Source organism: Pseudomonas kribbensis (assembly GCF_003352185.1).
In the GTDB taxonomy this organism is placed as follows: Bacteria; Pseudomonadota; Gammaproteobacteria; order Pseudomonadales; family Pseudomonadaceae; genus Aquipseudomonas; species Aquipseudomonas kribbensis.
Genome location: NZ_CP029608.1, coordinates 5037188 through 5063332 on the forward strand (window position 1 = coordinate 5037188; position 26145 = coordinate 5063332).

Annotated in this window: 20 protein-coding genes; 14 read left to right on the forward strand and 6 right to left on the reverse strand. The window is 62.6% G+C overall.

Annotated features, from left to right (window positions below; translation table 11 throughout):
* Nucleotides 1-31: 31 nt before the first annotated feature.
* The 6 genes from aauS to DLD99_RS23000 all read left to right on the forward strand — a co-directional run bounded on the left by aauS (nucleotide 32) and on the right by DLD99_RS23000 (nucleotide 5448).
* A complete protein-coding gene (gene aauS, locus DLD99_RS22975) occupies nucleotides 32-1945 on the forward strand; it encodes a two-component sensor histidine kinase AauS (RefSeq protein ID WP_114885247.1) in 1914 nt (637 codons plus the stop codon).
* A 44-nt stretch (nucleotides 1946-1989) separates the two neighbouring features.
* Nucleotides 1990-3270, forward strand: a complete 1281-nt coding sequence (gene aauR, locus DLD99_RS22980) for a two-component response regulator AauR (RefSeq protein ID WP_244220813.1) — start codon at nucleotides 1990-1992, stop codon at nucleotides 3268-3270.
* A gap of 20 nt (nucleotides 3271-3290) precedes the next feature.
* On the forward strand, nucleotides 3291-3620 hold the full coding sequence (locus DLD99_RS22985) for a GlpM family protein (RefSeq protein ID WP_167443801.1): 330 nt from the start codon (nucleotides 3291-3293) through the stop codon (nucleotides 3618-3620).
* A gap of 121 nt (nucleotides 3621-3741) precedes the next feature.
* Nucleotides 3742-4662 (forward strand): arginase family protein, encoded by a 921-nt coding sequence (locus DLD99_RS22990; RefSeq protein WP_114885249.1) that lies wholly within the window; start codon nucleotides 3742-3744, stop codon nucleotides 4660-4662.
* Nucleotides 4659-5033: a DMT family transporter gene (locus DLD99_RS22995; protein WP_085730163.1), complete on the forward strand. Its 375-nt coding sequence runs from the start codon at nucleotides 4659-4661 to the stop codon at nucleotides 5031-5033. The genes DLD99_RS22990 and DLD99_RS22995 overlap by 4 nt, the downstream gene beginning before the upstream one ends.
* Nucleotides 5034-5064: 31 nt before the next feature.
* Complete coding sequence (locus DLD99_RS23000) at nucleotides 5065-5448, forward strand: DMT family transporter (protein ID WP_371856504.1); 384 nt, start codon at nucleotides 5065-5067, stop codon at nucleotides 5446-5448.
* A gap of 44 nt (nucleotides 5449-5492) precedes the next feature.
* On the opposite strand, the gene DLD99_RS23005 is transcribed toward DLD99_RS23000, so the two are convergent.
* Nucleotides 5493-6359 carry a fatty acid desaturase family protein gene (locus tag DLD99_RS23005; protein ID WP_114885251.1) on the reverse strand — a complete coding sequence of 289 codons (867 nt, stop codon included), beginning with the start codon at nucleotides 6357-6359 and terminating at the stop codon, nucleotides 5493-5495.
* 67 nt (nucleotides 6360-6426) lie between these two features.
* Entirely contained in the window at nucleotides 6427-7188 is a 762-nt protein-coding gene (locus DLD99_RS23010) for a MipA/OmpV family protein (RefSeq protein ID WP_114885254.1), read from the reverse strand.
* A 218-nt stretch (nucleotides 7189-7406) separates the two neighbouring features.
* On the opposite strand from DLD99_RS23010, the gene DLD99_RS23015 reads away from it, so the two are divergent.
* The 6 genes from DLD99_RS23015 to DLD99_RS23040 are packed head-to-tail and all read left to right on the forward strand — an operon-like array spanning nucleotide 7407 to nucleotide 14715.
* Entirely contained in the window at nucleotides 7407-8120 is a 714-nt protein-coding gene (locus DLD99_RS23015; protein WP_114885255.1) for an HAD-IB family phosphatase, read from the forward strand.
* The gene (locus DLD99_RS23020) at nucleotides 8113-9507 is read left to right on the forward strand and encodes an aspartate aminotransferase family protein (RefSeq protein WP_085709465.1); all 1395 of its coding nucleotides are present in this window, start codon (nucleotides 8113-8115) and stop codon (nucleotides 9505-9507) included. Before DLD99_RS23015 ends, DLD99_RS23020 begins: the two co-directional genes overlap by 8 nt.
* Nucleotides 9504-10385, forward strand: coding sequence for an alpha/beta hydrolase (locus DLD99_RS23025; protein ID WP_085709464.1), 882 nt, complete (start codon nucleotides 9504-9506; stop codon nucleotides 10383-10385). Before DLD99_RS23020 ends, DLD99_RS23025 begins: the two co-directional genes overlap by 4 nt.
* Before the next feature lie 42 nt (nucleotides 10386-10427).
* The gene (locus tag DLD99_RS23030; RefSeq protein ID WP_114885257.1) at nucleotides 10428-11555 is read left to right on the forward strand and encodes a GNAT family N-acetyltransferase; all 1128 of its coding nucleotides are present in this window, start codon (nucleotides 10428-10430) and stop codon (nucleotides 11553-11555) included.
* Nucleotides 11556-11561: 6 nt separating this feature from the next.
* Entirely contained in the window at nucleotides 11562-13337 is a 1776-nt protein-coding gene (locus DLD99_RS23035; RefSeq protein WP_114885259.1) for a sensor histidine kinase, read from the forward strand.
* Nucleotides 13327-14715: a sigma-54-dependent transcriptional regulator gene (locus DLD99_RS23040; protein WP_114885261.1), complete on the forward strand. Its 1389-nt coding sequence runs from the start codon at nucleotides 13327-13329 to the stop codon at nucleotides 14713-14715. The genes DLD99_RS23035 and DLD99_RS23040 overlap by 11 nt, the downstream gene beginning before the upstream one ends.
* 37 nt (nucleotides 14716-14752) lie before the next feature.
* Here DLD99_RS23040 and DLD99_RS23045 read toward each other — a convergent pair whose 3' ends face one another.
* The gene (locus DLD99_RS23045) at nucleotides 14753-15418 is read right to left on the reverse strand and encodes a DsbA family oxidoreductase (RefSeq protein WP_114885263.1); all 666 of its coding nucleotides are present in this window, start codon (nucleotides 15416-15418) and stop codon (nucleotides 14753-14755) included.
* A gap of 50 nt (nucleotides 15419-15468) precedes the next feature.
* Nucleotides 15469-16503: an alpha/beta fold hydrolase gene (locus tag DLD99_RS23050; protein ID WP_085709459.1), complete on the reverse strand. Its 1035-nt coding sequence runs from the start codon at nucleotides 16501-16503 to the stop codon at nucleotides 15469-15471.
* Between the two features lie 210 nt (nucleotides 16504-16713).
* Between DLD99_RS23050 and DLD99_RS23055 the strand changes: the two genes are divergently transcribed.
* Nucleotides 16714-22245 carry a dermonecrotic toxin domain-containing protein gene (locus DLD99_RS23055; RefSeq protein WP_114885265.1) on the forward strand — a complete coding sequence of 1844 codons (5532 nt, stop codon included), beginning with the start codon at nucleotides 16714-16716 and terminating at the stop codon, nucleotides 22243-22245.
* 42 nt (nucleotides 22246-22287) lie between these two features.
* Here the strand turns inward: DLD99_RS23055 and metE are convergent, their stop codons facing one another.
* Complete coding sequence (gene metE / locus DLD99_RS23060; protein WP_114885267.1) at nucleotides 22288-24600, reverse strand: 5-methyltetrahydropteroyltriglutamate--homocysteine S-methyltransferase; 2313 nt, start codon at nucleotides 24598-24600, stop codon at nucleotides 22288-22290.
* Nucleotides 24601-24711: 111 nt separating this feature from the next.
* On the opposite strand from metE, the gene metR reads away from it, so the two are divergent.
* Complete coding sequence (gene metR / locus DLD99_RS23065) at nucleotides 24712-25629, forward strand: transcriptional regulator MetR (RefSeq protein WP_085709456.1); 918 nt, start codon at nucleotides 24712-24714, stop codon at nucleotides 25627-25629.
* Here the strand turns inward: metR and DLD99_RS23070 are convergent.
* Nucleotides 25613-26143: a GNAT family N-acetyltransferase gene (locus tag DLD99_RS23070; protein ID WP_114885268.1), complete on the reverse strand. Its 531-nt coding sequence runs from the start codon at nucleotides 26141-26143 to the stop codon at nucleotides 25613-25615. The two genes, metR and DLD99_RS23070, sit on opposite strands and share 17 nt — an antisense overlap.
* Nucleotides 26144-26145: the final 2 nt, after the last annotated feature.

Here is a 26145-nt window from a genome sequence, read left to right on the forward strand (position 1 = left end):
CAAGTGTTGTGGTTGACCCAAGGCATCTGTGATGAAATGCGACCCCAATCTCTATCGCGCAACCACGCCATCACTTGCCGTGAAACCCCGTCTGATCCGCCATTTGTTCCTGCCGCCGCTGATCATCATCCTGATGGTCGGACTGGGTTACGCCGGCTTCTGGATCAGTGAACGCTTCGGCATCCGCAGCCTCAGCGAAAACGGCCAGCGCCAGCTCGAACTGAACGCCCGCGCCGTCGAAAGCGAAATCAGCAAATACACCTACCTGCCCAGCCTGCTGGAACTCGAATCGAGCGTTTCGCAGTTGCTTGGCGACCCGACCCCGGAACACCGGCAAACGGTCAACGATTACCTGGAAGGCCTGAACCGGCGCAGCCGCAGTCGGGCCATCTATGTCATGGACACCACCGGCCGGGTCATGGCCACCAGCAACTGGCGCGACGTCGACAGTTACCTCGGCGAAGACCTGTCCTTCCGCGCCTACTTCCAGAAAGCCGTGCGTGGCGAACCCGGACGTTTCTACGGGATCGGCAGCACCAATGGCGAGCCCGGCTATTACCTGGCCCACGGCCTGGAAGAACACGGCAAGATCATCGGCGTCGCGGTGGTCAAGGTGCGCATGGAAGCCATGGAAGAGCGCTGGCAACGGGCGCGCCTGGAAGCCTTCGTCAGTGATGAGAACGGCATCATCATTCTCTCCAGCGACCCGGCCCGACGTTTGAAATCCGTAGTGCCGCTGAGCGACGAGACCAAGGAAAAACTCGCCCGCAGCCTGCAGTACTACTGGTTCCCGCTCAACGAGCTGCAACCGCTCGCCCGGGAAACCCTGGCCGAAGGCGTGGAGAAACTCACGTTCCCGGCCAACAGCGAAGTCCTGCCGCAACAGGACCGCGACGAAGAGAACATCAGTTACTTGGCACAGACCCGGCCATTGAGCGACACGCCGTGGAATTTCACCCTGCTCACGCCGTTGCAGGATCTGCGGCGCGAAGCGATCAATCAGGGGATTCTGGTGGCCGTGGCCTTTGCGTTGGTGGCGTTCCTGCTGATTGCCTGGAACGAGCGGCGCAAGGTCATCGCCACCCGCCTCGCCGCCCGGGAAGCCTTGCAGGAAGCCAACAATCAGCTGGAGCGTCGGATTACCGAACGCACCGCCGACCTGCGTGCCAGCAACGAACGGCTCAAGAGTCAGATCCGCGAACGCCGTCAGGCCGAAGAAACCCTGCGCCGGGCCCAGGACGAACTGGTGCAGGCCGGCAAACTTGCGGCCATCGGCCAGATGTCCACCAGCATCGCCCACGAACTGAATCAGCCATTGGCGGCGATGCGCACGCTGTCGGGCAATACCGTACGCTTTCTGGAGCGCGGCCAGCTGGATGTCGCCAGCACCAACCTCAAGACCATCAACGACCTGATCGACCGCATGGGCCGGATCACCGCCAGCCTGCGCTCGTTCGCCCGGCGCGGTGACGACAAGGGCCGCGCCAGCCTCGGCAAAGCGGTGGACGCGGCACTGCAAGTGCTCGGCGCCCGAGTCGAGCACGCATCCCTGCAAGTGCATCGTCAGTTCATTGATGAGCAAGTGCAGATCGACCAGACGCGACTGGAGCAGATTCTGGTCAACCTGATCGGCAACGCCCTCGACGCCATGCAGGCGCAACCGCTGCCGGAGCTGTGGCTGGAAGGCGAAGAATTCGACGGCAAATATCGCCTGCGGGTGCGCGACAACGGTCACGGTATCGACGCCGAAGCGCGCAAGCATCTGTTCGAACCGTTCTTCACCACCAAACCCGGCGAACAGGGTCTGGGCCTCGGCCTGACTCTTTCCGCCAGCCTGGCCGCCGCTACCGGCGGGCACCTGGGTGTCGAACACCCGGCCAGCGGTGGTACCACCTTCGTCCTCAGTTTACCGTTGGTAAGCCCTACTCCTGCCGAGCCAATATGAACAACGACCTTAGTGTGCTGATCGTCGAAGACGATCCCCATGTGCTGCTCGGCTGCCAGCAGGCACTGACCCTGGAAGACATTCCCTGCATCGGCGTCGGCAGTGCCGAAGAAGCTCTGGATCGGGTCGGCGACAATTTCGCCGGCATCGTCATCAGCGACATCCGCCTGCCCGGCATCGATGGCCTGGAACTGCTGACCCGTCTCAAGCAACGGGACCGCAGCCTGCCGGTGGTCTTGATTACCGGTCACGGCGACATTTCCATGGCGGTCGGCGCGATGCAGAAAGGCGCCTACGACTTCATGGAAAAACCGTTCTCTCCCGAGCGGTTGGTGGACGTGGCCCGGCGTGCACTGGAGCAACGCAGCCTGGCCCGCGAAGTCTCGTCCCTGCGCCGGCAACTGGCCGAACGAGATTCCCTTGAAGGACGGATCATCGGACGCTCGCCGGCCATGCAGAACCTGCGCGAACTGATCGCCAACGTCGCCGATACCTCGGCCAACGTGTTGATCGAAGGCGAAACCGGGACCGGCAAGGAATTGGTTGCCCGTTGCCTGCATGACTTCAGCCGCCGCCACACCAAACAGTTCGTCGCGCTGAACTGCGGCGGCCTGCCGGAAAACCTGTTCGAAAGCGAAATTTTCGGCCACGAGGCCAACGCCTTCACCGGCGCCGGCAAGCGGCGCATCGGCAAGATCGAACACGCCGACGGCGGCACGCTGTTCCTCGATGAGGTGGAAAGCATGCCGCTGCCGTTGCAGATCAAACTGCTGCGGGTATTGCAGGAACGCACCCTCGAACGCCTCGGTTCGAACCAGAGCGTGGCGGTGGATTGCCGGGTGATCGCGGCGACCAAATCCGACCTCGACGAATCGAGCAAGGCCGGGGAATTTCGCAGCGACTTGTACTACCGCCTCAACGTGGTGACGCTGGAGCTGCCGCCCCTGCGCGAGCGCCGCGAAGACATCCTGCAACTGTTCGAACACTTCACCCAGCAATCGGCCCTGCGCTTCGACCGCGCACTGCCGGAGCTGGACAACCAGACCCTGTCCAGCCTGATGAGCCACGACTGGCCGGGCAACGTGCGCGAATTGCGCAACGTCGCCGAGCGCTTCGCCCTCGGTTTGCCGGCGTTCAAGAAGTCCGGCGCCGGCAGCGGCGGCCAGGGCCTGGCGTTCGCCGAAGCGGTGGAAGCCTTCGAACGCAACCTGCTCAGCGATGCCCTGCAGCGCAGCGGCGGCAACCTGACCCAGGCCAGCCTGGAGCTGGGCATGGCCAAGACCACGCTGTTCGACAAAGTGAAAAAATACGGCCTGAGCCATTAAGCGAGAACGACGTGGATCTGATTTTCAAAGCCTTTCTGGGTGCGGCGGTGGTGGTGATCCTCGCCATGCTGGCCAAGACCAAAAACTATTACATCGCCGGTCTGGTGCCGCTGTTTCCGACTTTCGCCCTGATCGCCCACTACATCGTCGGCAAGGGCCGTTCGGTCGATGACCTGAAGACCACCATCGTGTTCGGCATGTGGTCGATCATTCCCTACTTCGTTTATCTGGCGACGCTGTATGTGATGGTCGACCGGATGCGCCTCGAAGCTTCGCTGGCCGTGGCAGCTGTCGCGTGGCTGATGGCGGCGACGGTGCTGGTCAGCGTCTGGGTCCGCCTGCACGCCTGAGCTGCCGTGCGGGAGAGGGGCTGGCCCGTCCCTTGCATTTACCCCCGAAAGCCCGCCCGGCCGGCGCTCATGTTCGATGAGGCCGGTGTCTGGGAGGGTCTGCCAAGGGTGAATTGCGACCTTGAATATTTTAGATCTCGACCACAGCCTGACCGGTCAGGCGTCCATCGCGCGGCTGCTCGACAGCGGCCGTGCCCGGCGCCTGGACCTGCTCGACCTCGGCCCGAAATTGCGGCTCTGGTCCAGCGAACGCACCTTCCGCCGGTTTGCCGAACGCCTGCGTGAACGGCCCCGGCACAATGGCCCGGCACCGGAAATCTTCTTCGTCGGCTCCGGCGACTATCACCATCTGACCCCGGCCTTCCTGACTGATCTGCCGGAGCCGGTGAGCCTGATCCATTTCGACAATCATCCTGACTGGGTGCACTTCGCGCCCCGCCGGCATTGCGGTTCGTGGGTCAATCAGGCGCTGAAACTGCCGAACATCGAACGCATCGTCACCCTCGGGCCGTGCAGCGACGACCTGCAAAATCCGCAGATCAAGGGTGGCAATCTCGGTGCCCTGAAACGCGGGGTGTTGCAGCTGTTCCCTTGGCAGCATCCGCCGTCGAAAGTCTGGGGCCGGGTCGGTGACGGCGCCGGCCACCAGCAACAGGAGAACCTGCTGCACTGGAACAACCTGGCCGATCAGGACTGGACGGCGTTTCTCGACCGGATGATCGCCAGCCTTCCGACCCAAGCCGTGTGGATCACCATCGACAAGGACGTGCTGGCCAGCGAAGACGCCGCGACCAATTGGGATCAGGGCCAGATGCGCCTCAGCCATTTGCTCCAGGCCATCCGCAGCCTCGCCGCCAGCAAGCGCGTGATCGGCATCGACATCTGCGGCGAGTTCGCCCGCCCGGCCTTCAGCAACGCGTTCAAACGCTGGGAAGCCAAGTCCGACCAGCCGCCGGCCGAGCGCTGGAGCGAGACCGATCTGCTGCGCAACTCGGCGACCAATCAGGCGCTGATCGAGTTGTTCGAGGAGCTGTTCCCATGACCTTGACCGTGATTCTGCTGGTGGCGTTTTCCATCGTGCTCGACGTGATCGGCCAGCTCTGCTTCAAGCTTGGCCTGGACCGTTTGCCGGAACTGGAAGGTGGTTTTCGGCTCGGTGCGTTCTGGGGCCAGGTGTTCAACGCACCGCTGCTGTGGTGCGGCATCGGCGCCTACGTGATCGAGTTTTTCGTCTGGCTCGAAGCCTTGTCCCGGGCGCCGCTGAGCCTGTTGTTCCCCGCCGCCGCGCTGGCGTATTGCGGCGTGGTGCTGGCTGGCAAACTGTTCCTTGGCGAGACCGTCAGCCGCCGTCGCTGGATGGGCACACTGGTGATTACGGCGGGCGTGATGCTCGTGTGTGTCGGCCATGCCTGATTCTCAACTGATACTCAAAAGGAATGGCTCGATGGATTGGCTGCACGGCCGCCTCGGCACCGTGGTGCTCTGGGCGTTGTTGATCATTCTGGAAAGTGGCGGGCAGATCGCGACCAAGGTCGGCGGCGATCAACTGGGGCAGATGGACTTCACCCTGCAATGGCTGCTCAGCGTCGCCCAGGCACCGGGTGTGCTGGTGGCGATTGCCTGCTACATCGGTGCGTTCTTTGTCTGGATGCTGATTCTGCGGCGCAGCAGCCTGTCCCTGGCATTTCCGCTCAGTTCGCTGGTGTTCGTCGGGGTGTTGCTGGGATCGTGGCTGGGGCTCGGTGAAGAGATCAGCCTGCTGCACTGGGTGGGTGTGGCCGTGATCATGGGCGGCATTGCGCTGCTGGCCGAGGGCGAGGAAAACTGAGGTGAACGGTCGTGGGAGCCTGCGGGCTCCCACTTTTTTACGGTTCAATCCTTGCGATGCGCCACCAGAAATCCGAGGCCATGGGCCACCGGAATATCCTTCACCCCCGCCTCCCGCTGTTGCCCGGCGATGTCCCGGTGAAACGCCTTGACCCGGGTCCAGTGCATTTTCGGCCGGTAGTGATGCTCGGCATGGTAGCCGTTGTTCATCCATAGCAGGTTGTAGAGCGGGCTGTAGGCGCTGACGCCCCAGGCGATGGGCGAATCCGGGTTGCCGCCGAAATGCTCGTAGTAACCGTTGAGCGAAGACAGCGCCTGACCCAGATACCAGAACGGCAACAGCACCAGCACCGCCCGCCAGTCACAGATCGCCAGCCCCAGATAGAACGCCACTGTCACACCGATCTCCACCTTGACCCAGCGCGCATCCGCGGGACGCTTGCGCTGCATCTCGTCGTAGATCGGCTTGGGGTCGTCGCGAAAGAAGCTCAGGAAGGTGTAGGCCCAGGGATTCTCGGGTTGACCATCCTTGCCGCGCTGATAGATCGACAACGGATCGATGGTCTTGCCATCCGCCCCCGGCCGGTCCGAGTTGCCCCGGTGATGGCGGTTGTGGATATCGCGGTAGAGGGTCTGGGAGAAACCGATGGTCACCGACAGCAACAAGTCAAAGGCGCGGTTGAGCCATGCCGGGGTGAAGTAGGCATTGTGGATCTGGTTGTGGGAAATGCTGTTGATGCTCCATGACAGGCTCACCGCATACACCAGCGCCAGCGGCAGCAGTGCCCACCAGGACAACGCATGAAAGGCCAGGACCAGCCACACCACGAAGGCGAAATGGGCCAGTCCGAGGGCCACGGGAATCAGGTCCCACAACGAATGGGCCAGCAAACGGTAAGCAGGGCGAGCCATGAAGAACATCCTGAAACAATGGGTTCGTCACGGCTGTCTGCAAAGGCCAGACCAGTTCCCGTCGGGCTTACTTGAATTTATAGGCGATTGCCATCTGCACCTCGCCCTGATTGGTATCGCCGACGCTCTTGACGATGCTGCTGTCGGCTGCCGAACCGGTCAGGTGAATCCAGCTCGCGCTGGTCACCAGCGACCATTGCGGCCCGAGCGGGAACTCGAAGCTCTGGGTCAGCGCGATGTTCTGCAGGCCACCGCCGGCGTTGTAGGCACGGATGCCGGACGCCAGGGCTTCCTTGTCGCTGACACCAAAGAACGTGTTGTTCTGCCGGGCATTGGCGAAATGCGCGGTCAGATTGCTGCTGCCGATCACGCCGCCGCCCAGTGGATAACCGATCTCGCCACCGACCCGACCGAGCACGCCGCCCTGCCCGCCATTGCCGCCGATGGCCTGGCCGACGGAGGCGAACACCCGCCAGAAGTCGGCCGGCGCGTACTGCACGAAGCCACCGGCCTCGGCCATGTCGGGCACATCGCGCAAGCCGCGCAGTTCGCCGTTGGACGTGCGGCCCGGCAGGTAATTCACATAAGGGCCGGCGCTGAAGCCGTTGGTCTTCAAGGCGCTCCAGGTCAGGCCGTCGTCGGTACTGAGGCTGACGTCGCCCCAGTCCAGATCCAGATACGGTATCGGCCGTGTTTCATAACGGCTGCCACTCGGGTCGTGAGGCTGATAACCCAGGCCCAAGCCCGCCTCCCCGGTGATGCCATCCGCCATGGCGCTGACTGAGAAAGCGCCCAGCGCTGCGAATAAAAACAGTGTCTTCCTCATCATGAGGCCATTCCTTTAATTGAACATGCGCGCATCAATCCCCGGATGCCACCCACCGCGCAAGCACTCATGTTGTTTGTAGCAAGCTACAAAAATTGTAGCTTCAAATTGCCAAAGCACCTCATCGGCCCCGCCGGCAAGGGGCTGATGGCACTTGGCACAGTCCCTGCTCTACCCCTCGGCAAGCGCACACAACGCGCTCTGACCAATAGGTAATGCAGATGATTGACTGGCATATCGTGTGTGATTTCGACGGGACCATCACCCGCACCGACGTGATCGACAGCATTCTCGAACGCTTCGCCGACCCGAGTTGGGAAACGATCGAAAACCAGTGGCTGGCCGGTGAAATCGGTTCCCGTGAATGCCTCAGCCGCCAGCTCTCGCTGGTCAAGGCCACGCCCGGCCAATTGCTGGACTTCTTCGACAGCATCGAGATCGATCCGGACTTCCCCGACTTCGTCGACCACGCCATCGGCCTGGGCGCTTCGTTCGAAGTGGTCAGCGACGGCATCGAGCAAGGCATCGCGCGGATCCTGTCGCGCAACTACGTGACCCTGCTGCCGATCCTCGCCAACCGCCTGCGACAGCTCGATCACGAAAGCTGGCGCATCGACTTCCCGCACTCCAGCGACGCCTGCCGTGCGGCCTCCGGCAACTGCAAATGCAAATCCACGCCGGGCAACAAACGCGTGCTGGTGATCGGCGACGGCCAGTCCGACATGTGCGTGTCGTCCACCGCCGACTTCGTCTTCGCCAAGGGCCGCCTCGCCGAGTACTGCGAACGCAACGCGATCCCTTACGCCCGCTTCGACAGCTTTGCCGAACTCCCGGCGCTGCTGGCCCTGCTGCCAAAAGCCAGCGCCGCCAACGCCACCGCTTTCAATTCCGACACCTTCAATACCGAAACCCAGGAACTCTTCCACCATGTCTGATATTCGAATCGCTACCCAGGAAGACCAGATCCTTCTGGAAAAAGAAGCCAAGTACTGCTCCTACGGCGACACCGTTCACTACATCGAACCGCCGCGCATTTTCAGCCGCTGCGAAGGTTCCTATGTCTGGGACACCGAAGACCAGGCCTACCTCGACCTGCAAATGTGGTACTCGGCGGTCAACTTCGGTTACGCCAACCCGCGCCTGAACAACGCACTGAAACAGCAGATCGACACCCTGCCGCAAATCGCCAGCCAATACCTGCACAAAGGCAAGATCGAGCTGTCGGAAATGATCGCCGTGGACGCCAAGAAGAAGTTCGGCCTCGACGGTCGCGTGCACTTCAACGTCGGTGGTTCGCAGTCCATCGAGGACTCGCTGAAAGTCGTGCGTAACGCCAGCAACGGCAAGAGCCTGATGTTCGCCTTCGAGGGCGGCTACCACGGTCGTACCCTCGGCGCTTCGTCGATCACTTCCAGCTACCGCTATCGCCGCCGCTACGGTCACTTCGGCGAGCGCGCCAATTTCATCCCGTTCCCGTACCACTTCCGCGGCCCGAAAGGCATGACCAAGGAAGAATACGGCAGCCACTGCGTGCAGCAATTCGCCCGTCTGTTCGAGACCGAATACAACGGTGTCTGGGATCCGAAGGTCGGCGCCAGTGAATACGCCGCGTTCTACGTCGAGCCGATCCAGGGCACCGGCGGCTACGTGATTCCGCCGATGAACTTCTACAGCGAACTCAAGCATGTGCTGGACCAGCACGGCATCCTGATGGTGGTCGACGAAATCCAGATGGGCTTCTATCGCACCGGCAAGCTGTGGTCGATCGAGCACTTCGACGTCAAACCGGACGTGATCGTCTTCGGCAAGGCGCTGACCAACGGCCTCAACCCGCTGGGCGGCATCTGGGCCAAGGAAGAACTGATCAACCCGAAAGTCTTCCCGCCAGGTTCGACCCACTCCACCTTCGCCTCCAACCCGCTGGGCACCGCCGTGGGCCTGGAAATGTTCAAGATGACCAGCGAAGTCGACTACGGCGCGATGGTCATGGCCAAGGGCAAATACTTCCTCGAAGGCCTGCAGGATCTGCAGAAACGCTACCCGATCATCGGCGACGTCGATGGCCTGGGCCTGGCCCTGCGTTGCGAAATCTGCGCCCCGGACGGCTTCACCCCGGACAAGGCCACCCTGGACTTCATGGTCGAGGAAGGCATGAAGGGCGACATCGAGATCGACGGCCGCAAACTGGGCCTGATCCTCGACGTGGGCGGTTACTACAAGAACGTGATCACCCTCGCGCCGTCGCTGGAAATCAGCTACCCGGAAATCGACCTGGGCATCGCCCTGCTCGACCGTCTGCTGGCCCGGGCGATGAAACGATGAACGCGGCCGGGATCGATCTGGGCGAAGGCGACGCCGGTTTCGTTCTCGGCACAGGGGAGGTCGCGGTGTTGTTGATCCACGGCCTCACCGGCACCCCGACGGAGTTGCGTCGGGTCGCCGTGGGACTGGCCAAGGCCGGTTGCACGGTGTACGTGCCGACCCTGGCCGGGCACTGTGGCGGCAATGCCGATTTGCAGGCCACCGGCTGGCGCGACTGGTACGAAGGTGTGCGCAAGACCTTCGTCGGCATCCGTCGCCAGCACAGCAAAGTGTTTGTCGGCGGCCTGTCGATGGGTGCGGTGATGTCGATGTACGTGGCGTCCGAACACCCGGGCCAGGTGGCCGGATTACTGATGTATTCCACGACTTTGAAGTACGACGGCTGGAGCATCAACAAACTGGCGTTCCTCACGCCGTTGCTGATGAAAATCCCGTTCGGCGTGCACATCTGCAAGTTCGAAGAGAAACCGCCCTACGGCATCAAGAACGAGCGCCTGCGGGCCATCGTCGAACGGCAGATGAAGGAAGGCCACAGCAGTGAGGCCGGCCTGTTGACCATGGAAGGCGTGACCGTGCGCGAACTGCACCGGATGAACGCCGTGGTGCGCAAGCGCATGCCTTCGATCACCGTGCCGGCGCTGGTGTTGCATTCCATCGAGGACGACATCACCAGCCGCTGGAATGCCGACTACGTGGAACGCAAGCTCGGCGGCGAAGTGGTGAAGATTCTGCTGGACGACTGCTATCACATGATCACCGTCGACCTGCAGTACCGACGCGTCGTGGAACTGAGCGTGCAGTTCATCAACAACCATCGCACCGACCTTGCGCCCTCCGCTCATTCCCTGCCAACCGAGGAATACCGGCAGCGAGCGTGAAGCGCCTGCAAAACGACATGCCATGCCGGTTAAGGAAACGACGTGATCACGGCCCAAGCCTTTTCAACCATCGAAGCGATTGATCGCGACGCATGGAATGCCTGCTTTCCCGAGGAGCTCGAAGACTGGGCCTACTATCGCGCCGTGGAACAGGCCGGCATCGACGGCTTTCACTGGCGCTATCTGGCGCTGTTTGAAGACGACCGGCTGATTGCGGCGGTCGTGGCCTTCACCACGGCCTATTCGCTCGACACCACCCTGCAGGGCACTGGCAAACGCTTGAGCCAGTGGCTGCGCAGTTGCTGGCCGGGTATGTTCGACATTCGCTTGTACGCCCTAGGCTCGCCGGTGGCGGAGCAGTGCCATGTCGGTACACACCCGTCGCTCGATCCGGCACGTTTGCCGTCGCTGTTTGCACGCCTGCTGCAACTGGCCCGCGAAGACGCGGACCAGGCCGGGGTCGGCCTGCTGGCCGTCAAGGACGCCTCCCACCGCAATCCGCAATGGCTGCAGGCCTGTCGCGAGGCCGGTTTGCAAAGCATGCCGGGATTGCCCGGTGCCGAGCTGCCGATCAAATTCGCCTCGGTCGACGCTTACCTCGGCACCCTGGGCAAATCCACCCGCAAGGACCTGCGGCGGACCCTGCGCGGTTCGGGCCCGCGAATCGAATGGCGACGTTCGGTGGACGATCTGCTGCCGACCATGATGCGGCTTTATGAAGCGACACTGGCGCGCAGCGACCTGACCTTCGAATGCCTGCCTGCCGCGTATTTCCGTCAGGTGCTGGAACACCTCGACGAGCGTGCCGCCTGCGTTTTGTACTGGGTGGACGATGAGCTGGTGGCGTTCAATCTGGTGCTGCTGGACGAACAGCGGCTGGTGGACAAGTTCTTCGCCCACGATCTGGCCCGCACCCGCGAGCACAAACTGTACATGCGCAGCTGGCTGGCGAATGTCGGCTACTGTATTGAACACCGGATTCCGATCTACGCGTGCGGCCAGGCCGGTTATGCCAGTAAGCTGCGCCTGGGCTGTTCGTTCATCGGCAATACGGTGTTTTTCCGCCATCGCCACCCCGTACTCAATCACCTGCTGCGGCTGGTGAAGATTTTCATCCGCCCGGACCGTACCGATCCGGCCATGGCGACTGCGATAAGCGAACAACAATAAGCGAGCATGATGAGCAAAGACCGACGCGCCACCGCCCGACCCTTCGCCCTCTCCGGCTGGAGCCTGCAACGCAAACTGGTGCTGGCGTTCTGGCTGGTCAGCGTGATTCCGACCATGATCGCCGCGGAACTGGCGGCCACCACCCTGTCGCAGATTTTCGACAGCAACGTGCGGATCTGGCTGCAGGAGTCGACCAAGATCGTCGAGGACGAGATCCGCGAGATCGTGCGCGATAATGCCCGGATCGCTCAGTTGTTCCTGCGCTACACCCGGCCGCCCACGGACCGCCAGTCGGCCCGGCGCGACAAGCTCACCGCCGACATTGCCGACTCCATGGGCATCGACGTAGTCGCGCTGGTGCGCAACAGCGATCACAAAGTGGTGTTCAGCACCGCCGCCGATGACATCGTGCGGCAGATCAGCACCGCGCCCAAAGCCGTACTGCAGACCCTGCAGGTCGGCGGTGTGGCGACCGGCGCCGTGGTGTCGACCTTCGAGAGCGAGCAGGACGGCACCGACTACAAACTGATCGTGGTTACCTACCTCGATAACAGTTTCCTCACCAGTGTCGCCGACGTGCACTCTCTGGACCTGCGTCTGTACCTGGCCAGAGACGCCGATTTTTCGGAGATCTTTTCCACCCAGCGCTTTGAAGATCACCCGGCAATCGTGCCCGCGAAAATCGAGGACCAACTGCGCAGCACCAAGCTGCCGATCGAGCAGTCGACCAAACGCTACAGCGGCATCTACCGACCGATTCTCAACGAAAACGGCGAACTGCAAGGCGTGGTGTTCAGCGGTCTGCTGCGCCACACCACGCTGGTCGGGCTGGTGAACCAGAGCAACCTGTTCATCCTGATTTTCATCCTCAGCTCGGCGGCTTCGCTGGCGGTGGGCTGGCTGGTATCGGAGCGCATGACCAAGCCGTTGCGCGGCCTGGCCAAAGGCGTGCAAGCAGTGATTGCCGGGGATTACCGCCAGCGCCTGCCGGTCACCGGCGGCGATGAACTGGCGGAACTGAGCAGCATCTTCAACCACATGAGCGAACGCCTCGGCGAGTTGCAGCATCTGGAGTCGCAACTGCGGCGCCGCGACCGCCTGCATGCGCTGGGCGAAGTGGCGATGGGCCTGGCCCATGAAATCCGCAACCCGCTGGGCATCATCAAGACCGCCACGCAACTGCTGCACCGACGCGCCGACCTGCCCGAGACCGACAAGCGTCATCTGGAATACGTGGTCAGTGAAGTCAGCCGCATCAACGACCTGATCACCGAATTTCTCGACTTCGCCAAGCCCAGTGCGCCACTGCGTTCGACCCAACTGGCACGGCCATTGGTGGATGAACTGGTGGGCTTCTGTGCCCCGGAACTGGCCAGCCACAACATCGATGTGCAAATCGAAGACCGCGCGCCGGGTGCGACCCTGTACGCCGATGCCCGGCAACTCAAGCAGGCGGGCCTGAACCTGATCGTCAACGCCATCGACGCCATGCCCGACGGCGGCCGTCTGACCCTGGGCATCCACAGCGATCAACACAACACGGTCATCAGCATCAGCGACACTGGCCAGGGCATCGAAGCGGACATGCTCGAGCGGATTTTCACGCCGTTCGTCACCACCAAGGCGTCCGGCACCGGACTTGGTCTGGCCAAAGTTTTCTCGATCATGGAAAACCATGACGGACGCATCGAATGCGTCAGCGAAAAAGATGCCGGAGCCACCTTCAGCCTGTACATTCCGGCCAACGGTGAAGATTTCGACGAGGACAGCGATGACGCATAACGTACTGGTGGTGGACGACGAGCCCAAGCTCTGCGACCTGCTGGCATCGGCCTTGAGTCAGAACGACATTGCGGTGTTCACCGCCGGCAACGGCCTGCACGCGCTCAAGGTGCTGGAGTCCGAGGACATCGATCTGGTGATCAGCGACTGGCGCATGCCCGGCATGGACGGCCCGCAACTGCTGGCGGAAATCAAGAACCGCTACCCGCAGTTGCCGGTGATCGTGATGACCGCCTACAGCACGGTGAAGAATGCCGTGCAGTCGATGCGCAACGGCGCCTTCGACTACATCGCCAAGCCCTTCGACATCGATGAGCTGGACATCACCGTCAGCAAGGCCCTGCAATTTCGCGACATCCTCAAAGACAACCTGCGCATGCGCGCCGAACTCGACGAACACCAGCAGATCGACAGCCTGGTGGGCGACAGCCCGAGCTTTCGCCGGGTCCTGAGCGCGATCGATTCGGTGCGCGAAAGCAACGCTACCATCCTGCTAACCGGCGAAAGCGGCACCGGCAAGGAAATGGTCGCCCGGGCCATCCACAAACATGGCAACCGCGCCGACAAGCCGTTTGTCGCGGTCAACTGCGCGGCAATCCCGGAAGGGTTGCTGGAAAGCGAAATGTTCGGCCACCGCAAAGGCGCGTTCACCGGCGCGGTGGCGGACCGGGTCGGGCGCTTCCAGCAGGCGGACAAGGGCACGCTGTTTCTCGATGAAATCGGCGAGATGCCTTTGGCGCTGCAGGCGAAAATCCTCCGCGCCCTGCAGGAACGCATCATCGAACCGGTAGGCGATCCACGCGAGCGCAAGGTCGATGTGCGGGTCATCGCCGCGACCAACAAGAACCTGCTGGACGCGGTGGCCAACAAGGAGTTTCGCGAAGACCTGTATTACCGCCTCAACGTGTTCCCGATTCCGTTGCCGGCCTTGCGTGAGCGGGTCGAAGACATTGCGCCGCTGGCCCGGCATTTCGCCCACACCCTGGGCGCTGCGGCGGGCAAACGCTTCAGCGGTTTCAGTGCCGAGGCGTTGCAGGCCATGGCCCGCTATTCGTGGCCGGGCAACATTCGTGAACTGCAGAACTGCGTCGAACGCGCGACCATCGTCGCGTCCGGCGCGGAGATTGAAGAGCAGGACTTGCCGGCCTATCTGTTCGCCTCACAACCGACCCAGCCGGGAGCGCAGGTCGCCGAAGGCAGCGTGCCGGCTGACCTGGAAGCGGCGCTGGCAGAGGTGGAAAAGGCCTACATCCTCGCCGCGCTGGCCCAGAGCAACGGTGTGCAGGCTGCGGCGGCGCAACTGATCGGGATTTCCGAGCGCAGCTTCTGGTATCGCCTGAAGAAACTGGGGATTCACGTCGACAAGATCGTCCGCTGATCCGGGTTCCCGGGCTTTGCCCGGGAACCTCGCGGCCTCAGTTCACCGTGCCGCCCTTCGCCTCGCTCATGATCTGCCGGATCGCCCCGACAAAGGTGTCCACCGGCTGCCCGCCAGTCACCGCGTATTGCCCGTTGAACACCACGGTCGGCACCGAACTCACGCCGCGCGACAGCCACAGTTGTTCTTCCTCGCGCACGTCGCTGGCGAACTCGTCGGACGCCAGAATCGCCTCGGCACGCTGCCGGTCCAGACCCACGCTTTCGGCGATCTGCGCCAGTTGCCCGTGATCGGACGGATTGCCGCCATCGGTGAAATACGCCTTGAACAGCGCCTCTTTCAACGGCAACTGCAAGCCCTCCTCCCCGGCCCAATGCAGCAGCCGATGCGCATCGAAGGTGTTGTAGATGCGGCTGTTGGAATCGGTGCGGAAGGCGAAACCGACATCGGCGCCACGGGCGCGGATCACTTCACGGTTCTTTTGTGACTGCTCCGGGGTCGAGCCGTATTTTTCCTGGATATGCTCGCCGATGTTCTGCCCTTCGGCGCCCATCTTCGGATTCAGCTCGAACGGCTGGAAACGGATCTCGGCCTGCACCTCGTCACGCAAAATCTCCAGCGCCCGCAACAAACCGTACAGACCGACGACGCACCACGGGCAGGACACGTCGCTGACAAAATCGATTTTCAGGGCAGAACTCATGACACACCTCGCGCGTTCAATCGGGGTCAAAGACCTGCACGATACACCCGCTAGAGCAGGTTGCGCTCGCCCACCGGTTCGATCTGCGCCCAGTGCGAGGTGTCTTCACGGTGCTGCTGCAAATACGGTAGCACCGCCGCCAGCAATGGCGCCTTGAACGCCTCCTGGAAACGATGGGCCAGCCCCGGAATCAGCTTCAACTGGCTGCCGCGAATGTGCGCCGCCAGATGTACGCCGTGCATCACCGGCAGCAACGGATCGGCAGTGCCGTGCACCACCAGGGTCGGCACCCGCAACTGATTGAGCAGCGCCACCCGGCTCGGTTCGGCGAGAATCGCCATGATCTGGCGCTTCACGCCTTCGGGGTTGAACGCCCGGTCATAGGCCACCGCCGCCTGATGCAGCAACATCTGACGATCATCGGTAACCATCGGGCTGCCCAGCGCTGCCAGCAGATCCGCCTGTTGTTCCAGTGCCACTTCACGGTTGGGGGCACCGCGCCGCGACAGCAATTGCACCAGTGCCGCGCTCGGTGCAGGCAGGCCTTCGGCGCCGGAGCTGGTCATGATCAGCGTCAGGCTCTCGACCCGCTGCGGCGCCATGGCCGCCAGGTGCTGGGCGATCATCCCGCCCATGCTCGCGCCGAGCACGTGGAATTGCTCGACGTGCAACGCGTCCATCAGGCCCAGCGCATCGTCGGCCATGTCGGTCAGGCTGTAAGGCGCCGCCACCGGCAGGCCGAGTTTGTAGCGCAAGACTTCAAACGTCAGGTTGGCCTCCGCCGGTGCCTGGCGCCAGGTCGACAGACCGACATCGCGGTTGTCATAGCGGATCACCCGGAAACCCTGCTGACACAGAGCGACCACCACTTCGTCCGGCCAGTGGATCAACTGCCCGCCCAGGCCCATCACCAGCAGCAATGCCGGATCCGACGCACGACCGATGCTCTGGTACGCCAGGCTCACCTGCGCCAGATCGACCCGTTCGGTCGGAACATTGACATCACAACGCGACGCTGCAGAAGACGCCGGCACGAAAAAAACCGCGGCCAACAACGCCGCGATTGCAAAAATTCCCTTGAACATGAAAAACACCGAAACGCAGAACCCCAGTAGAGCGCGAGTCTGATGAAGTTTGTTCAAGCGCGCTGCCACAGTTCGATGACAGTTTGATGAAGAGTGCCGAGCGGTCGGCGAAGGGCGGATAACTATGTAACACCGGCGTGCCCGGCGTTGCCCCTTGAATGGCGCGTCTACGGAGCGGATTCCCCGCGCCCTTCTCCGAGTGCCGTTGCCATGGTCGAAAGATCCTTTTTACTGAGCGCCTCTCCCGATTCAATTTCCCTGCCGGTTTTTTCCGCCCTGCCGGCGTCTGTCGATGAAAGCCTGCTGCAAAGTGCGGCCACCCGCCGACAAATGTGCAGCGAAGGACTGCGACAGCTGTGTGCCGGCGTGCCGTCGGTACGCGCAACGCTCAGCCGATTGCTCCGTCAGGAACTGGGCCTGGACGGAACACAGGCAGGCCTCGTGTTCAATCCCGTCGGCGGCTATCCCGAACGCCGGGTCAGCCTCCTGGAAGCCTGTGCCTACATCGTCCGGCACCCTCAGTCGCAAGAGTGGCTCGACAGTCAGTGCCGGGTGACCGGCGTGAGCGACTCTCATGCCTTGTCCGGGCTCCTTCCGTCACAGTTGCTTGCCCGGATCCAGCGTCTCGAACCGGCGCTGGCCCTTGATGAGCGCTGGCACCATTACTGGCGTTCCCGGGCGCCCGGCACGCCGCTGTCGCGACGGGACCAGGTCGATCACCTGTACCGCGGGCATATCGAGGCAGCCGCACAAATGGCTTTTGCCCGCCGCACGGTGACGGCAGAACAGCTGCGGCCCCTGTGGTCGCTGATGGGAGAACCCGCTGTGCAACCTGTGACCGACAATGCCCTGCGGGTCGAGCTGCCAACCCTGCGCCTGACTAGCGGTGTTCGGGTCAAACCACCGGCGACCTGGGTCATCAGCCGCAGTGACGACAGCGGACAGTTGCTGTACGTGCCCGGCCTGCCGGATGCCATTCAGGCTTTTTCCCGGCGCAGCGAACTGGACACCTGGCTGGCGCGCCGCCCTCTGGTCCCCGTCGGTCTGCCGCTCGACGGCCTTCAGGTCGAATACGCCTCGGCCGGCCAGTCGCTGACCCTGGCGGTCAATGAATGGTTGGTGCAGCAACAGACGGCGCAGGTCGCTGCCTTGCGCAACGGCCCGGACGCCAGGCCCGATCTGGCCGGACAGGGGCCCCACGCTCTGGATGTCGCCGACAGGCTCGACCGGCAGCGTGGCATTGCCGTTTTCTGCGCACCGCCCGGCCAGGACAACGACCCCTCCGACGCCTCGCCCGCGGACGAGGATGAGATGTCGCTGTTTGGCAGCCTGCATGCCGATATTCCCGGGACGCTGCGTCAGGCCAGCGTCACCCGGGCATACGATGCGCTGGAATCACTGGCCGATGGCGACACATTGCAATCGCTCAAGACGCTGCAAGCGACGCTGGAAAATGCCCGACAGAAAGCGGACGAGGCCGCACGCGCGCTGCTCTATCGCGAAAGGACGCTGGACATGGTCACGTTCAATCGCCAGTTCACCGCACTGCACGACGCGCACAAACAAGGCCTGCGGGCCGAAGCCGGGATGCAGCGGGCGCTGAACCAGCTGAGTGTCGAAGAACATGACCGGCTCGTCGCGCTGCTGGATACCCCCGACAGCAACGATGCCGATCAAAGGCTGAAAAGCCTGACCCTGTCGCTGAGCGAGCCTGCGGGAGATACGGCCACTGTCAGCCGCCAGGAACTCAGCGGCCCGTTCCTGCTGATGCCAGATGCCACACCGGCCGGGCCGGGCCCGACAGCGGGCCTGCTGCTCTACTGGCCCGGCAGCGGTGGCGGACTCCTGCGATTTGCCGACCGTCAGGCACTTGAACGGCACCTGTTCAAGCTGCAGGCCAGTGACACCCGGCTGACACTGCAATTGAACACCCTCACCGGCGACCCGTTGCGTCATGCCTTCAATCAGCTGACCGGCGAGTTTGAAACCCGGGCAGCGACAATCCGCCAGCGCTACAGCGCCCCCTCGCAGGCACAGCTACGCGCCGAAGAACTGGAACACTTGCGCCGTCAGACACTTCCCCTGCTGCAGGTGCCGGACAATGCCGCACGACACCTGGCGCTGAACCATCGAATGCAAGAGCAGCGCAGCGCCAGCCTCGCCACACAGTTGCCGGACTGGCTGACCCGCCTGAGCGATGGCGAGCGCAATACGCTCAGGGATCTGATACAGGCGTGGATTGCCGCCATGCACCGCAGTCACGATTTGTTGACCGTCACATTACCGCCCCGGGAGGACTTCACTCGCCAGCATCTGCTCACCCGGCTGCGCCAGGATTTTTCCCTCAAGGGACATTTTTCGGTGGAGCTGGACCTGCCCGATTCCGTGATCTTGCAGAAACAGGCATTCAGTGCCCCCGGGGCACCAGGCACACCGCAGAAACTGGTGGCGGTCCCCAGCACAACCCGCAGCCGCCTGTCGCTGGAAACCCTGGCCCAGCTCAACATCGACAATACGCCGTCGATGAATCTCGAACCGCTGCTGATGCGCCTGCGCTTCATGCAGATTGAGGTCAGTGCCAGCGATGAGCGTGAACGCTCGGCTCTGAGTAGCGGGATTACCCTGCCTTACCTGCGCAAACTGCTGCCGGAACTGGATCTGCCCAAAGCCTACGAGCAAAGGATTTACGACACGTTCAAGGGCGCGACCGATGAGCCACCGTTCCGGCGCGAGCACCGTCAGGAATGCCTGCTCGAGCCCTGGCGTTTGATGCTCCGGCTGCAGGGCCGATGTGCCTGGCTGCAACACCAGATCGGTGTCGATGACCTGAGCCTGTTCGACGTTGCCATCGACGCCTGGCAGACCGCTGGCCGGCGCATCGTGCTGTTTCCTGCCTACCTTGCCGCCGGCGGCACCGACACGCCGAATGAAGGCTCCACGACATTGTCCGGAGTAACCTTCATCGAAGAACAGTTCAGCGGCACGACACTGCTGTATCTGCCGGACGCCCCCGATGGCAGCGTTCTGCGTCGGTACGACAGTCTTGAAGCCGCACGCATAAGCCTGTTCAATCGCTGCAGCCAGGACGCAATGATCGGTTATCTGGCCCGCCAGGCTCTGCAAGGCAGCGTGCAAGCCCATGAACGCCGCATGGCGCAGGCAGTGACCAGGCGTTTCGACGCCATGATCGGCGTCGGCCCGCGCTGGCCGGCAAGCACTTCGCTGGCCGCTCATTTGCTCGATGCGCATATGGGGCGCCTGATCGAGGTTCATCGCGGCACCTCGCGCTCCAACGACGCCTTGTATCGGGAACGTTATGCCCTGCAGGGCACACGCGTTTTCGACTACCTGAAAATGGCCATGGGCATGCTGCCATTCGTTGGCAGCACCATCGCCTTGTACGATGCCTGGAACGCGGCCAACCAGGCTGTCGCGGCGCTTCTGCGGGGCAGGGTCGGCGACGGTCTGGCCGAGATCGAATCGGTGTTGCTGTGCCTGATCGACGCCTTGATCGACATCGTGCCCGGTGCCGGCGCGGCCCTGAAGGCTCGATCCGCGACCCGGGCCCGCCTGTTGCGAAGCCTGGCCTCGGACGTCGGCACGCTGACCGCTCCCGATGCCCGGCAGGCCCGGCGAATCGTCGAACGCTTTGCCGGTTACGAATATGAGAAACCCGTCTCGCTGGCGGGGCTGCGACCGGCCGAAGGAGGCGTCTGGCGCAATATCTACCGCCATGCCGACGGCGATTTCATTGTCCGCCAGGGCCGGATCTATCAGGTCGAATGGAGCACCGACTCCCGCAACTGGCGCCTGCGCGGTACCTCGCAGAATACCTACAGGCAACCCATCGCCCTGAACGAGGCCGGAGAGTGGGACACCTGGTTCGGCGTCTACGGCACCACCTTCGAAGGCGGTGGTGCCGGTGGCGGCGGCGTGCTCGGGCATATGGCCGATGTGCTCGAACCGGTCTGGCCACAGGCAATCCGTCAGCGTCTTCCGCGCTGGCTGGTCGACCGGACCTATCGCCGACATCATCAACTGACGCTTGAATGTGATGACCTGAGTTACCGCCTCGATCTCCAGATCGAACGAAGCGACGGGGCGATCAGCGCTTACAGCCTGGCTCCCGATGACGCCCGGCTGAGACGCGTCGCGCAGAAAGCCTGCGAGGACGACATTGCCCTGCTCACCCGGCAGTACCAGACAGCCGCCGAGCTGCGTCCCCTCACCCATGGCAACAAGTTGCGTGCCCTGCTTGAAATACAGAGCCAGGACGCCGCACGGGTGACCGATCGGTTCAAGCACCGTATCTATATGGCCAACCACCGGATCTACAAATGGCTCGACGAGATCGACACCCGGCACGCGACCCTCGATGCACTGCCGGAGAATTCGATTGCCGAACGCCTGGCTCTGCTGCTGGAAATGCGCAGATTGCGCGTCGATGTGACCACCGCTATCGAAGAGCTCGAAGCGCTCATGGGCGAACTGAACCGCTGGTACGCACTGATCGGAGTACGTGCCGACAAGGCCAGACTGACCGAGGCGGTCACCTATCTGAACGGGCGCATGAACGACTTCAACCTGGGTTACCTGAAAACCGCCAATCGCCTGGAGTCCATCAAGAACTTCGAAGACACCGGTGATGTTTCCTGGCTCTACCTGCAACGACGGGCCTTTCAACTGCGCGTGGACATGGACCGGGCCCTCTACACTCAGTTCAGCCTGTCCGAAGTCAGCGCCAACCGGGCGCAGCGCATGCAGATCCTGGGCAACTGCCTCGAGACCTACGCCCGGTACTGCCGGGAAATGAACCAGTGGACGGCCAGCTATCCACAGTACTTTCACATGGAAGAATTCGAACCGTTGATGGCCGGCATCGAAGCCATGGCCGAACGTGCCAGAAAGGCCATCGATCATCCCGCACCGCCTCGTACAGCGGGACAAAGCGAGAAGAAGATTTTCCAGACAGAAGACCAGCAATGGCTGATCGGGGTGGAAAGCTGGGAGCCAAGAACCCGCAAGCGGCAGTTCGTCCTGAACCACGGCAAGGCGGGCCGGGAAGTCTGGGAGCAGGCTGACAACGGCAAGTTCCGCCTGCTGACGGTGAACGCACCGCCGCAGCCCGCGCCTTTGCGCAACCTCGCATCGCTGCTGGCAGACGCCCGCAAGCGCCTGGACGGGCAGGCGGCCTATCACGCCAAGGTGCAGGGGCATGCCGAGCGCGACATGCTCCCGGTGGATCTGGAACACATGATGGTCAGTGAAGCCGATGACCTGGGCCGTCGGGCCAGCGACATTGAGGCGATGTCGGCAGAGAACCCGATCATCGGCGAACTGAGATCGAAGGCCGACGAATTGCGCCTCACCGGGCGGCAGTTGCGTACTCGGCAAACCCTGAGGAGTCGAAAACCCACCGACGGCATGCTCGATGATCTGCTGCGACAGAACGCCGTGGAAGTGCGCAAGGTGGCCCTGATGAAACAACTGCGCAATCGCGCCGACGGTCGTCCCGACCATATGCAGGAATACGAAATCCACGACCTGAGTGTCCGACCGCCACGTCTGCTGTGGTATGCGCATTTCCACTACAACAAACCCAGGCCGTCATTCGCAGAGTTCGAGAAAGCGCACCTGAAACTGCCGGAGCACCGCTACCTGACTCACGCCGACAATGCGGCGCTGCCGTATGCCGACATCGGCAAACGCTCGGCGGTATTGCCCTGGTTCGAAGCGTTGTAAAAAAAACGGGGAGCGGTTGGCCGCTCCCCGTTTTGCTGTGCGTCAAGCCAGCTGACTCCGCAGTTGTCGCGCTGCCGCCACCATGTTGACCAACGCCGCTTCCGTCTCCGGCCAGGCACGGGTCTTCAGTCCGCAATCGGGATTGACCCACAACCGTGCTGCCGGAATCCGTTTCACGGCCTTGCTCATCAGCTTGACCATTTCCGCTGTGTCCGGCACCCGTGGCGAGTGGATGTCGTAGACGCCCGGGCCAATGTCGTTCGGGTAGTCGAACGCTTCGAAGGCATCGAGCAATTCCATGTCCGAGCGCGAAGTTTCGATGGTGATCACGTCGGCGTCCATGTCGGCGATGGCCTTGATCACGTCATTGAATTCGCTGTAGCACATGTGGGTGTGGATCTGGGTTTCATCCTTCACGCCCGAGGCGGTCAGGCGGAACGCTTCCACCGCCCAGTCCAGATACTCCTGCCACTGTGCGCGGCGCAGCGGCAGGCCTTCGCGGAACGCGGCTTCGTCGATCTGCACGATTTTGATCCCGGCGTTTTCCAGATCAACCACTTCATCCCGCAGGGCCAGCGCCAGTTGCTGCGCCTGGACTTTGCGTGACACATCTTCGCGCGGGAACGACCACATCAGCATGGTCACCGGGCCGGTCAGCATGCCCTTCATGACCTTGTCGGTCAGGCCCTGGGCGTAAGTGATCCAGTCCACGGTCATGGCATTCGGACGGCTCAGGTCGCCATAAATCACAGCCGGTTTCACGCAGCGGGAACCGTAACTCTGGACCCAGCCGAAACGGGTGAACAGGTAACCGTCGAGCTGCTCGGCGAAGTACTCGACCATGTCGTTGCGTTCGGCTTCACCGTGCACCAGCACATCCAGGCCCAGACGTTCCTGGACTTGCACCGCATGGCGGATTTCGCTGCGCATCGCGTCGTGGTAATCGTTGGCCGACAGCTTGCCCTGCTTGAAGGCCTGACGGGCCAGACGGATCGAACCGGTCTGCGGGAACGAGCCGATGGTGGTGGTCGGGAATGCCGGCAACTTCAAACGCGCCTGTTGCGCGGCGATGCGCTTGGCGAACGGCGAATGACGCTGGCTGTCGCTGGCATTGATCGCTTCGATCCGCGCCTGCACTTCAGCCTTGTGGATACGCGGCGAGCGAGCACGGCTTTCCTGAATGGCGCGGCTTTCGGCCAGTGCGCTTTGCACCTTTGGCGCTTGAGGATCGTTCAGCGCATCACGCAGCACAGAGATTTCGGCGCACTTCTGCACGGCGAAGGCCAGCCAGCTTTTCAGTTCCGGATCGAGCTTGTCTTCGCGCTCGACATCCACCGGGCTGTGCAGCAACGAGCAGGAACTGCTGACCCACAGGTTGTCGCCAAAACGCTCCTGGGCCGGTTGCAGTTGGGCCAGTGCCTGCTCCAGCTCGCAGCGCCAGACGTTGCGGCCGTTGACCAGCCCCACCGAAAGAATCTTGTAAGTCGGCAGACGATCCAGCACCTGACCGAGCTGATCCGGCGCACGCACCGCGTCGATGTGCAGGCCTTGCACCGGCAGGCCCACGGCGAGGCCGAGGTTGTCTTGCAGACCACTGAAATAGGTCGCCACCAGCTTCTTCAACGGCGAGTACTGAAGGATGTGATAGGCGCGTTCGAAGGCGCTTTTCCAGGCCTGTGGCAGGTCGAGAGTGAGGATCGGTTCGTCGATCTGCACCCACTCCACACCCTGTGCGGCAAGACGCCCGAGGATTTCGTTGTACACCGGCAGCAGTCGCTCCAGCAGGTCGAGCTTGTCGAAATCGTTGCCTTTCGCCTTGCCCAGCCACAGGTACGTCAGCGGGCCGATGATCACCGGTTTGACGTTATGACCGAGGGCCTTGGCTTCTTCGACTTCATCGAACAGCTGTTCCCAGCTCAGCTTGAACTGTTGATCCGCGGTGAACTCCGGGACCAGGTAGTGGTAGTTGGTGTCAAACCACTTGGTCAGCTCCTGTGCGTATTGAGTCTTGCCGTGCTCGCCGCCGCAGCAGGACGCCGTGGCGCCACGGGCCATGGCAAACAGGGTGTCGAGAGTCGGCAGGCCACGCTCGTCGCGCACACCGGCGAAGCGCTCGGGGATCACACCGAAGGTCAGCGAGTGGGTCAGCACCTGGTCGTACCAGGCGAAGTCGCCGACCGGCAGCAGGTCGATGCCGGCGTCCTTCTGCAGTTGCCAGTGTTTGGCGCGCAGCTCACGGCCGACCTGATTCAGGGACGCCTGATCGAGATCGCCTTTCCAGTAGGCTTCGAGGGCTTTTTTCAGTTCGCGGTCGGCGCCGATGCGCGGGAAACCAAGGGTGTGGGCCACGGCCATGTCGAGTGTTCTCCATTGCGTAAAAGATGGCGCCATTGTCGACAGTCGAAGCAACATGAGACAAACTCAACCTTTTCGTGTTGATCACAAATTTTCCTCATGGAGCCCGCGGTGCTTGAGATCCGTCACCTGAAAACCCTGCATGCCCTGCGCGAAGCCGACAGCCTGGTGGATGCGGCCGACCGCCTGCACCTGACCCAGTCGGCGCTGTCCCACCAGTTCAAGGAACTGGAAGAGCGCATGGGCATGCCGTTGTTCGTGCGCAAGACCAAACCGGTGCGGTTCACCAGCGCCGGCCTGCGCCTGCTGCAACTGGCCGACGCGACCCTGCCGCTGCTGCGCGCTGCCGAACGTGACATCGGGCGTCTGGCCGGGGGCACCGCCGGGCGTCTGCACATGGCCATTGAATGCCACAGTTGCTTTCAGTGGCTGATGCCGACCATCGACCAGTTCCGCGATGCCTGGCCGGAAGTCGAACTCGACCTCGCTTCCGGTTTCTCCTTCGCCCCACTGCCGGCGCTGGCTCGCGGCGATCTGGATCTGGTGGTGACCTCCGACCCACTGGAAATCGCCGGCATCACCTACGTGCCGCTGTTCACCTACGAAGCCATGCTCGCAGTCGCCAACCAGCATGCATTGGCAAGCAAACCGTACATCGTGCCCGAAGACCTGCTGACGGAAACCCTGATCACTTATCCGGTTGAGCGCGACCGCCTCGATATCTTCACCCGCTTCCTCGAACCCGCCGACATTGAACCTGCGCAGGTACGCACCTCGGAACTGACGGTGATGATGATGCAGCTGGTGGCCAGCGGTCGTGGTGTGTGCGGCATGCCGCACTGGGCGCTGCATGAGTACAGCTCTCGGGGTTACGTTAAGGCCAAGCGGCTGGGGGAGAAAGGTCTGTTCGCGACGCTGTACGCGGCGATCCGCGCCGACATGCTGGATGCGCCGTACATGCGCGATTTCCTGCTGACGGCCAAGGACACGTCGTTCTCGACGCTGGATGGGGTCAGCGCGGTTCGTTGAGGCCGGCGAATGGCACCAAAGGCGCGCACCACATGTGAATCTTGTCGAAGTAGTCCTCGCCGACCCGCACCGCCATCGGTTCCAGACCGAACTGGATGAAGCCGCAGCGCTGGTACAGCTTGAACGCCGCGTCATTGCCGGCGGTGACGGTCAGTTGAATGACTTTCAGCGCCGGATGCTGCTGCGCTTCCTCCAGCACGGCCTTCATCAACTTCAGGCCCAGCCCGCGCTGACGAAATTCAGCCGACACATACATGCCGAATACCGTTGCCTTGTGCCGGGCCTTTTCCCGAGGCTCGAATGCCAGGCCGACGATGCCCGCCAGGCGCCCTGCTTCGAACGCGCCAAACACCGCGTCGAGCTTGCTGGTCAGGCGCGACTCCCACCAGCTCAGCGGCATCACCGCACGCTCGCGCACGCTGGAGGTGAAGGCCTGCGGATGCCGGTCGTAAGCCTCCAGCATCAATTCCCGATAGGCCAGCGCATGACTGGCATCCAGCCGTTCGATCCACATGT

Excerpts from the sequence above, each read along its gene's own strand:
- DLD99_RS23055 (WP_114885265.1), top strand. The coding sequence starts at position 16,714 with ATGGTCGAAAGATCCTTTTTACTGAGCGCCTCTCCCGATTCAATTTCC.
- DLD99_RS23000 (WP_371856504.1), top strand. The coding sequence starts at position 5,065 with ATGGATTGGCTGCACGGCCGCCTCGGCACCGTGGTGCTCTGGGCGTTG.
- DLD99_RS23040 (WP_114885261.1), top strand. The coding sequence starts at position 13,327 with ATGACGCATAACGTACTGGTGGTGGACGACGAGCCCAAGCTCTGCGAC.
- DLD99_RS23010 (WP_114885254.1), bottom strand. The coding sequence starts at position 7,188 with ATGATGAGGAAGACACTGTTTTTATTCGCAGCGCTGGGCGCTTTCTCA.
- metE (WP_114885267.1), bottom strand. The coding sequence starts at position 24,600 with ATGGCCGTGGCCCACACCCTTGGTTTCCCGCGCATCGGCGCCGACCGC.
- DLD99_RS23050 (WP_085709459.1), bottom strand. The coding sequence starts at position 16,503 with ATGTTCAAGGGAATTTTTGCAATCGCGGCGTTGTTGGCCGCGGTTTTT.
- DLD99_RS23005 (WP_114885251.1), bottom strand. The coding sequence starts at position 6,359 with ATGGCTCGCCCTGCTTACCGTTTGCTGGCCCATTCGTTGTGGGACCTG.
- aauS (WP_114885247.1), top strand. The coding sequence starts at position 32 with ATGAAATGCGACCCCAATCTCTATCGCGCAACCACGCCATCACTTGCC.
- DLD99_RS23045 (WP_114885263.1), bottom strand. The coding sequence starts at position 15,418 with ATGAGTTCTGCCCTGAAAATCGATTTTGTCAGCGACGTGTCCTGCCCG.
- DLD99_RS23035 (WP_114885259.1), top strand. The coding sequence starts at position 11,562 with ATGATGAGCAAAGACCGACGCGCCACCGCCCGACCCTTCGCCCTCTCC.
- DLD99_RS23015 (WP_114885255.1), top strand. The coding sequence starts at position 7,407 with ATGATTGACTGGCATATCGTGTGTGATTTCGACGGGACCATCACCCGC.
- DLD99_RS23020 (WP_085709465.1), top strand. The coding sequence starts at position 8,113 with ATGTCTGATATTCGAATCGCTACCCAGGAAGACCAGATCCTTCTGGAA.
- DLD99_RS23025 (WP_085709464.1), top strand. The coding sequence starts at position 9,504 with ATGAACGCGGCCGGGATCGATCTGGGCGAAGGCGACGCCGGTTTCGTT.
- DLD99_RS22995 (WP_085730163.1), top strand. The coding sequence starts at position 4,659 with ATGACCTTGACCGTGATTCTGCTGGTGGCGTTTTCCATCGTGCTCGAC.
- DLD99_RS23070 (WP_114885268.1), bottom strand. The coding sequence starts at position 26,143 with ATGTGGATCGAACGGCTGGATGCCAGTCATGCGCTGGCCTATCGGGAA.